This window comes from Rhizobacter sp. P3_C12 (assembly GCF_056402735.1).
In genome coordinates, this window is sequence record NZ_JBFUGW010000302.1 from 1 (window position 1) to 6,946 (window position 6,946).

A 6,946-nucleotide genomic window follows, 5' to 3' on the forward strand; every position below is an offset into this window, starting at 1 on the left:
GGTAGATCTCCTTCATCCAGGTGAACTCGCGCGCCGCGTTGCCGTCGTCCTTCGCGATCTTCGCCAGCCGATAGCGCGCCTCGACCGAGGCCTCGAACGACATGCCGCCCTGCTTCAGGTAGCGCTCGTAGGCCTTGCCGGCATTCGCGCGCGATCCGGCCTTCTCGTACATCTCGGCCGATTGCCACAGCGCATCGCGCGCCAGCGCCGGATCCTTGTTGGTGGCGGCGAAACGCTCGTACTCGCCGGCCGCCAGCGCCCACTGGCCGCGCTCGGTGTAGGCCAGCGCGAGCTTGTTGCCCACGTCGGCCTGCAGCGGATGGTTCGGGTAGCGCTTGCGGAAGTCCTCCAGCGTGCGGCTCGCGCCGTCCCAGTCCTTCAGGCCGATCATCGCGGCCGCCGCGTCGTACTGCGCCGGCGCCGCCACGCTCGACTGCGGTGCCACCGTGGCCACGCGCGTGAAGTGCTTCACCGCCTCGACCAGCTGGCCCTTGCTGCGCGCCTGCTCGCCCTGCTTGTAGATCGATGCCGCCTGGCGCTCGACCAGGTCCTTGCGCGCCGGATCGTTCGCCGGCGCGAGCGCCAGCACCTCGCCGTACGCCTGCTCGGATTGATCGAACTCGCCGCGCTCGAACGAGCTGTGCGCGATCACGGTCCAGGCCACGCGCCGGTTCGCCGGCTCGGCCGGCGGCTGCAGCGCCAGCACCTGCCGCGCGACGGTCGCCGCGCGCGCCTGGTCGCCCAGCGTGAACAGCTTCTCCGCCGCGTTGGTCAGCACCGGGCCGCTGCGCTTGTCGTTCGGGTTCGCGTTCGCGAAGCGCAGCGCGCTCTCGACGCTCTCCTTCTGCAGCGCCGGCAGCTCGGCCGGCGACGCCTTCTTCTCCTGCGCGGCATAGCTCAGCAGCGCGGCATAGCCGGCGTCGGCGCTCTTCGCGTGCAGCGGGTAGCCGTAGGCGGTCTTCTCGTACTCCGGCGCGGCTTCCTTGAAGCGCCCGTCCTCGTACAGCAGCTCGGCCAGCAGGAAGTTGTTCTGCGGCGCCTCCGGGTCCTTCGGGAACGAGGTGAGGTAGCTGCGGTACCACTTCACCGCTTCCTGGTAGTCGGCAGTCGACTTGCTCTTCTGCGCCTGCGAGTGGTAGTGCTGCGCCAGCTCGGCAAGATTCGTCTTGACCAGCGGTTGCGCGTTCTCCTGCCAGGCGGCGGAGTTCTGCCGGCTGAACTCGCTGTCGACGCCGTAGCGCTCCACGTACTCCTTCTTCGCGTCGAGCGCCATCGCGCCGAAGCCGTTCTGCTGGTAGATCGCGATCACGCGCGCCTGCATCAGCGGCGACTGGCCGTGCAGCGGGTCGCGGCGCGCAAACGCGCTGAAGGTGTCGGCGGCGTCCTTCGGCCGGTCCTGCCGCAGGTACAGCTCGCCCAGCTGCTGGTACACGCGCCACTCGTAGGCGCGGCGCTCCGGCGTCGTCATGTAGGCGGGGATGCTCTCGGCGCCCTGCAGGTTCTCCAGGCTCAGGCTGGACACGCGGAAGGTGTCCTCGACCAGCTCGCGGTCGCCGCGCGTCAGGCCGGGCAGCGTCTCCAGCTCGCCTTCGTCCTTGCGGCCGCCGAGCTTCAGGTCGAGCACGCCGAAGAACGGGTGCAGCGCATCGTCGAGCCGGCCCTGCTTGAACAGCGACCAGCCCTGCATGTACAGCGCGCGGTCGCGGAACGGGTTCGACGAATCGCCCTGCAGCACGGTGCCGTAGGCCTGCTCGGCCTTCACGTAGTCGCGCGTCGAGAACAGCAGCTCGCCGCGGCGGAACTGCGCCTCGTCGCGGTAGATCGTCTTCGGGTACTTCGCGACCAGGTCGTCGAGCGTCTTCAGCGCGAGCTCGAGCTCGCCGCCCTGCTCCTGCGCGCGCGCCAGCTGGTACAGCACGCGGTCGTTGGTCTCGTCCTGCGGGTAGGTCTTCAGGAACTCCTGGTAGCGCGCGGTCGCGGCCTTGTAGTCGGGCGTGCCGTTCGGCGTCTGCTGGCCGGCGGCCAGGCGGTTGTCGGCACCGTCCATCTCCAGGTCGCCCAGGCGGCGCATCGCCTCGGCGCGCTGCGTGGCCTTCGGCGCGGCCTTCAGGAACTCGGTGTAGGCGGCGATGGCCTGGTTCTCGTCGGCCTTCACGCCGTTGTCTTCGGCCACGGTGATCTCGCGGCCCGACATCGACTTCAGGGTCGGCTGGTCATCGCCGGGCAGCGTCTTCTTGCCGGCACAGGCAGCAAGCCCGAGCAGCATCAGCAGCGCCAGACTATGGCTTGGGCGGCGCATTGGCGGGTTCCAGTTGCTTGTTGGACTGGCTCGCGGCGCGGTCGTACAGCTGTGCGACGGCGAAGCGGGCCTGCGTGGTGTATTCGACCAGCCGGTCCTTCTGCTGCACGAGCTCGGCCACGGCCAGCTCCTGCACGAACTGCTGCTGCTCGGTGCTCAGCGCGGCCACGCGCGGCAGCAGCGCCTCGATGGCCTTGCCGAGCTCGGCGATGCGCGCGGCGAAGGCCTCGAACTTCGCCGGCTCGTCCTGCTGCGCCTGCGCGAGCGCCGCGTCGACGCGGCGCGTGTCGGCCAGCGCCTCGGTGGTGGTGCGCGCGCTCTTCCTGGCGTCCCACAGATGTTGCGGGTACTCCTGCGCGAGGCGCCAGGTCAGCGCGCCGGACGCGAGGCGGAAGCGCTCGCGCGCCGCCACCGCTTCGGGCAGGTCGCCGGCCTTCTCGAGCGTCGCGCGGATGTGCTCGACGCGCGCCTGCAGCGCCACCTGCTGCTCGTCGGCCAGCGCCGCGGCATCGCCGTCGGTCTCGATGCGGGCGAGTTCGGTCGTGATCTCGTCGAGCCGCTTCTGCAGCACGTCCAGCCCGCCGTCGGCGGCCTTCGCGCGAACCTTCGGCAGCCGCTCGGCATAGGCCTGGCGGCGGTTGGCGAGCATGTCGCTGAACACGCCGAGGCTGTCCTGCCACTGCAGCAGGTTGCTGCGCAGGAACTGCAGGTCGCGCCAGTTCTTGAAGGCTTCCTGGAACGAGTGCTGCGCGAGCAGCGGCGCCAGGTGGTTGGCGTGCGGCATCTCGGGCAGCTCGCCGATGTTCCAGAACCAGCCCATCTCCTCGCCGGGATTGCGCTCGAGCAGGCCGTCGAGCAGCTTGCCGGCGCGGATCGCGGTGATCGACTGGTCGAGGTTGGTGTTCTCGCGCTCGAACGACGCGATGGCCTCGTTGTAGCGGTCGAGCGACTGGCCGCTCGCACCGGCCTCGGCGTACGCATACGGCACCGCGATCATCGCCTCGAGCACGGCCGAGTCGCCCGGGTCGCGCAGCGCGAGTTCCTGCCACGGCACCAAGGCCCGCTTGGGCTGCTTCAGCGCGGCCTGGGCCCAGCCGAAGCCGAGCAGCGCCTTGTTGGCCTGCATGCCGCTCAGCCGCACGCGCTCCAGGTGGATCAGCGCGGCCTCGGGCTTGTTGTCCTGCAGCGCGGCGAAGCCGAGCGCGACGTTGGCCTTGTCGCGCAGGCTGCGCGTCTCCTCGTCGGGCGCGGGCGCCGTGCCGAGGGTCTCGAGCAGCTGGTTGCCGCGTTCGGCATCGCCGGTGCGGATCAGCGCGACACCGAGGTTGAAGCGCGCATAGCGCGTCGCGTTGGTGCCGCCGGGCATCTTGCCGGGATCGGGCACTTTGGCCATCGCCTCCAACTGCGCCGCGGCGCCGGCGAAATCTTCGCGCGCCATCAGCACGTTGGCGCTCAGCAGCCCGCGCTCTTCCTCGAGCTCGGGCGGCAGGTTCTTCTCGATGCGGCCGAGCGCCTCCTGGGCCTCGGGCAGGAAGCCGCGCTGGTAGCGGATCTTCGCGAGGTAGAACCAGGCGCGGTCGCGCACCGCCGGCGGCGCGCCCTTCTCGATCAGCTGCGCGAAGATCTCGCCGGCCTCGCGGTGCAGGCCGTACGACAGCAGCAGGCCGCCGCGCAGGATCTCGGCTTCATCGGCATGGTGCGAGACACGGCCGAAATGCTGCGACACCATCAGCCCGGTGATCGACGAGAAATAGCGGCCCTGGTAGAACTGGTACAGCGTCTCGCCGTAGTACGGGTCTTGCACCACGTGCGGCGGCAGCGGCTCGGCGGCATGCGCCGAACCGGCAAGCCACGCCACGGCGGCCAGGCGCAGCAGGTGTGCGGGAACGTTGCGAAGGCGCATGGCGGCTTACTGCCAGACCTTGACTTCGAACTCCGGCTGCAGCTTGCCGGTGTTGTCCTTGATCTGCAGCTCGATGTACTTCGGGTCGGTGGTCTTGTCGAACTTGACGGTCGCGCCGCGCTTGTAGTCGCGGAAATGCGGGCCGCCGCCGGTGAACACCGCGACGATCTGGTGCTCGCCGGCCTTCAGGTTGCCGAGGTACACGCGCTGCACGCCGCCGCGGTGCAGGGCCTTCACCTCCAGCGGGGTGTAGAGGTAGTTCGCGACGACCTTGTCGTCGAGCTTCACCTGCACCGAGCCGAGTTCGAACATCTTGCCCACGTCCATCGAGACGAACACCGCCACCTGCGTGTTGGCGGGGAACAGCAGTTCCTCCTCCAGCACCAGCAGGTCGCGGTTCAGGCGGATCACGTCGCCCTTCAGGTCCTGGATGCGGCCGTCGAGGCTGGCGGCCGACGAGGCGGCAGCGGCCGGAGCGGCGGCGGCCTCGGGGGCACTGGCGGCCGGCGCAGGCGCAGGCGCCGGTGCCGCATCGGCCGCGAAGCTCGTGCCGCACGACAGTCCCAACCATCCCGCCAGGCATCCGGCAGCCAGCAGGCTGCGACTACGTTTGAACATGGGCGCGGTCTTTCTCAAAAGGTGGCCGAGACGAACAGCTCGAGGACGTTCGCGTCGAACGAATACAGGCTGTGGGTGCGGATGTCGGTGAAGTTCTTGTAGCGAAAGCGCATGAACTGGTACTGCGCGTTCCACTTGATGTCGTACTTGTCGGCGATCTTGCCGGCGGCGTAGGTGGCCTTCGCGCCGATGCTCACATCGTTGAAGTTGCTCAGCTGCTTGTTGCGCGACACGTAGCGCGTCTCGCTCTGCGCGTTGTCGGCGTAGAACAGCGCCTGCTTCTGCGTGTTGTAGCGCACGAAGCCCTCGCCCAGCCATTGCGCGCCGAAGTAGCGGGTGTAGCCCAGCTCCAGCGTGTGCGCCTTGATCTCCCAGTTGTCCCAGAAGTAGCGGTACTCGGCGCGCAGCGCGGCGCGTTGCTCGCCCTGCCCGATGTCGCCGACGGCGCGCAGCTTCAGTGCGCGGCTCGAGCGGGTGCGCGGGTAGCGCTCCTGCACCAGCGTGCCGAACACCTGAGCCACGCGGTACGGGTTGCCGAGGTAGCCGTTGTCGGAGACGGCTTCCAGGTTCGCGCTCGCCAGCCAGCGCGGCGTCAGGATCTGCGTGACGCCCAGGCGGTAGCGCCAGTGCTGCGCCGTGTCGAACATGCCGTCGTAGCGCGAGCCGACCTGGTCGGCGCCGCGCGACGCGCCGAGGCTGATCGTCGTCATGCCGCCGAACACCTCCTGCGAGACGTCCACGCTCACCGTGTTCGCCTTGTAGTCGGGCTCGTCGCTGGTGGTGCCCGAGATCGAGACCTGCGCGTCGCGGTAGACGTAGTCGGCGCCGAGGCTGTATTCGGTGCGCTTTTCCTTGTAGGGGCTCGCGGTCGTCACGACGTCGATCGACGCGTTGCTGACCGAGTCGATGAAGTACGAGCCGCTGATCGACAGCCGTTCGGCGACCTTCTTGCGGATCAGCAGCGCCGGGCCGTCGGCACGCGTGCCGCCGCCGTCGTAGAAGTGGTACATCGCGTCGGCGCGGTCTTCGGGCAGGTCGACGGCATACGCCGCCCCTGCCGCCGCCACGCCGCCGACCACCACGCCGAGCGCGCGGCCCGCGCGCATCAGGTGGTGCGGGCGGCGCGCCAGCGCGTGGCGCAGCCGGCGAAGGCGACGCACCCAGCAGGCGCTAGTTGCAACCACAGCCGCCCCCTTGCACGCCGGTGGCGCCGCGTCCGCTCTCGCGCACGTCGTAGATGTGCTCGCGGTGCTTGTCGGCGAGCGCATCGCGCGACAGCCGCATGATCGGATCCGCCAGACGCTCGCGCTCGTACGGCTTCACCCACGGCTCGGGCGCGGCGCAGCCGGCCAGCAGCGCGGCCAGCGTCACGACAGCGGCGAGTGCTCTGCGTTGGCAACCCATGTTCATTCCTTCAGCAGGTCGCGGATCTGCTTGTCGTAGGTGTTCTCGTAGCCGTCCTGGTAGCCGCGGTGCAGGAAGCGCACGCGGCCGTCGCGGTCGATCAGCACCGTCGACGGCATGCTGTTCAGGTCGTACAGCTTACTGACGTTCTTGTCGGTGTCGAACAGCACCGGGAACGTGACGCCCAGCTTGCCCGCGACGGTGGCGGCATTGCGCGCATCGTCGTCGACGTTGACGCCCAGCAGCACGAAGCCCGAGCCCTTGTACTTGTCGTACAGCGCGTTCAGCTTGGGCATCTCCTGGCGGCACGGCGCGCACCAGGTGGCCCAGAAGTTCACCAGCACGACCTGGCCGCGCTGCTCCTTCAGGCGCAGGTTCTTGCCCTCGAGCGTGCGCAGCGTGAAATCGGGTGCGGGCGTCATCGGTGCCGCGGCCTGCGCGGGCGCCACCACGATGCCGGTGCTCAGCAGCAGCGCAGCCGTGGCGCGCAGGAATCGGGCGAACGCGGGGGCGAAAGGGAAGGATGAGCTCATGGTTCGATCAGAAGAAGAAGGTGATGCCGCCGGTCAGCTCGAGGTTCTGCGTGTTCTGGCGCTTGCCCAGCAGGTCGAGCGTGAAGATGTGGTCGCGCATGTCGACCTGCAGCGCCATCCAGTCCTTCAGGAACACGCGGGTGCCGAGCCCGACGTTGAAGGTCTGCTTGCGCTGGTCGTTGAACTTGG

7 protein-coding genes are annotated in these 6,946 nt (G+C 69.1%); all 7 read right to left on the reverse strand.

Annotated features, from left to right (window positions below; genetic code table 11):
• Nucleotides 1–2,299 (reverse strand): tetratricopeptide repeat protein (locus tag AC1DXV_RS29155; protein ID WP_477936908.1); only part of this gene is annotated, 2,299 nt, incomplete at its 3' end.
• The gene (locus tag AC1DXV_RS29160) at nucleotides 2,280–4,202 is read right to left on the reverse strand and encodes a tetratricopeptide repeat protein (protein ID WP_477936910.1); all 1,923 of its coding nucleotides are present in this window, start codon (nucleotides 4,200–4,202) and stop codon (nucleotides 2,280–2,282) included. The genes AC1DXV_RS29160 and AC1DXV_RS29155, both read right to left, overlap by 20 nt.
• Before the next feature lie 6 nt (nucleotides 4,203–4,208).
• The gene (locus AC1DXV_RS29165; RefSeq protein WP_477936912.1) at nucleotides 4,209–4,820 is read right to left on the reverse strand and encodes an AraC family transcriptional regulator; all 612 of its coding nucleotides are present in this window, start codon (nucleotides 4,818–4,820) and stop codon (nucleotides 4,209–4,211) included.
• Nucleotides 4,821–4,834: 14 nt separating this feature from the next.
• Nucleotides 4,835–5,980 (reverse strand): DUF3570 domain-containing protein, encoded by a 1,146-nt coding sequence (locus AC1DXV_RS29170; RefSeq protein ID WP_477936914.1) that lies wholly within the window; start codon nucleotides 5,978–5,980, stop codon nucleotides 4,835–4,837.
• A 10-nt stretch (nucleotides 5,981–5,990) separates the two neighbouring features.
• The gene (locus AC1DXV_RS29175; RefSeq protein WP_477936916.1) at nucleotides 5,991–6,224 is read right to left on the reverse strand and encodes a DUF4266 domain-containing protein; all 234 of its coding nucleotides are present in this window, start codon (nucleotides 6,222–6,224) and stop codon (nucleotides 5,991–5,993) included.
• Between the two features lie 2 nt (nucleotides 6,225–6,226).
• Entirely contained in the window at nucleotides 6,227–6,757 is a 531-nt protein-coding gene (locus tag AC1DXV_RS29180) for a TlpA family protein disulfide reductase (protein ID WP_477873696.1), read from the reverse strand.
• Between the two features lie 7 nt (nucleotides 6,758–6,764).
• On the reverse strand, nucleotides 6,765–6,946 hold a 182-nt coding region (locus tag AC1DXV_RS29185; protein WP_477936918.1), incomplete at its 5' end, for an outer membrane beta-barrel domain-containing protein.